Consider the following 1,271-nt stretch of genomic DNA (forward strand, 5'->3'; position numbering starts at 1 on the left):
AATGCAGTGTGGTAACTACATTTTCCCACGTCAGGGGCACCTTTCAGCTCTTAACACGCCTCGCTGAACCGCCCTCATGAAAGCCCGAGGTTAGAGAGCTTGTCCTTCGTATAGCCCGTCCAGGGCTCCTCGTTCGGCATCTCTGCATCCTAGTCACAGAGGAACTACAGACCCCCTCCGGTGTCCTTCCCCCTGAAGGCCCGGGTCCCGAAGAGGCACCCTCAATTCATTGACAACATCATTGAGATTCCTTCGGATTGTGCGTCTCCGCTCCACACCGTCAATCGGCTGCGCCGACGCAGGCCGGCCATGAACCTCTACGGCGCTCCTGCGTCGCTGATTTCCTTCGAGGTTCCTGGCAGGCCCGCGCCCTTCGGGTTGACCGTGCTCCGTCGGGAACGAGCGAGCGAGCTCGCCAGCAGGCAAAAAACATTGTGAGTCTTGCAGTGGTTGGTCTGGGACTAGCTGGCAGTGTTGATGCCGGTCGTTCTGCTTGGCGGGTGACTCGAAAAAGCAATGGCCCCGTGAGGGTGCATTTCCCTCGACTTGTCCGCGCTGAGTGGAGCGGCCGGTGTTGACCTGTCCACGTCGGTGGCTTGATTAGAAGCTTGCCCAGCCTCTGCGGTTGTGGCTCATCACAGTATTGCCTCGAGGTGACTCTTCCCAGGTTCAGTGCCGGTCGTGATGCGACCTGTCTTGCCCGTTCAAAAGGGTCTGCTGCACGGAAGGGTGACAGTTTGTAGTCACGCAGCCAGGGTGGCTGGCGTGTTCATGATGGTCTCGAACTCGATCGGGGTCAAACGTCCCAGCCGGTGTTGCCGTCGACGCCGGTGATAGGTCCGCTCGATCCAGGTCACGATCGCGATGCGCAGGTGTTCACGGCTGGTCCAGGACCGGCGGTTGAGCACGTTCTTCTGCAGCAGACTGAAGAAGCTTTCCATGGCAGCGTTGTCGCCGCAGGACGCGACTCTGCCCATCGATCCGACCATGCCGTAGTGGGCCAGGGAACGCAGGAACTTTCTGCTTCGAAATTGCGATCCTCGGTCGCTGTGGATCACGCAGCCGGCAATATCACCGCGACGAGCGACAGCATTTTCCAGCGCGGTTACGGCGAGGCGGGATTTCATCCTCGAGTCGATGGAGTAGCCCACAATCCGGTTCGAGAACACGTCCTTGATCGGCCCTTCGCAGTTGAGCGTGGGTAGGGCGGTCAGGGGCTGACTCGGTAGGGTTGGCTGCTGTTGGTGCGGCGTGGTGCGGCGGGAATGAGG

1 protein-coding gene is annotated in these 1,271 nt (G+C 60.1%); it reads right to left on the reverse strand.

What is annotated here, in order from left to right:
* Window positions 1–743: 743 nt before the first annotated feature.
* Window positions 744–1,271, reverse strand: a 528-nt coding sequence (locus IWX63_RS16640; protein ID WP_334685965.1) for a DDE-type integrase/transposase/recombinase, incomplete at its 5' end; no start/stop codon positions are given.

Source organism: Arthrobacter sp. CAN_A2, from assembly GCF_015752045.1.
In the GTDB taxonomy this organism is placed as follows: domain Bacteria; phylum Actinomycetota; class Actinomycetes; order Actinomycetales; family Micrococcaceae; genus Arthrobacter_D.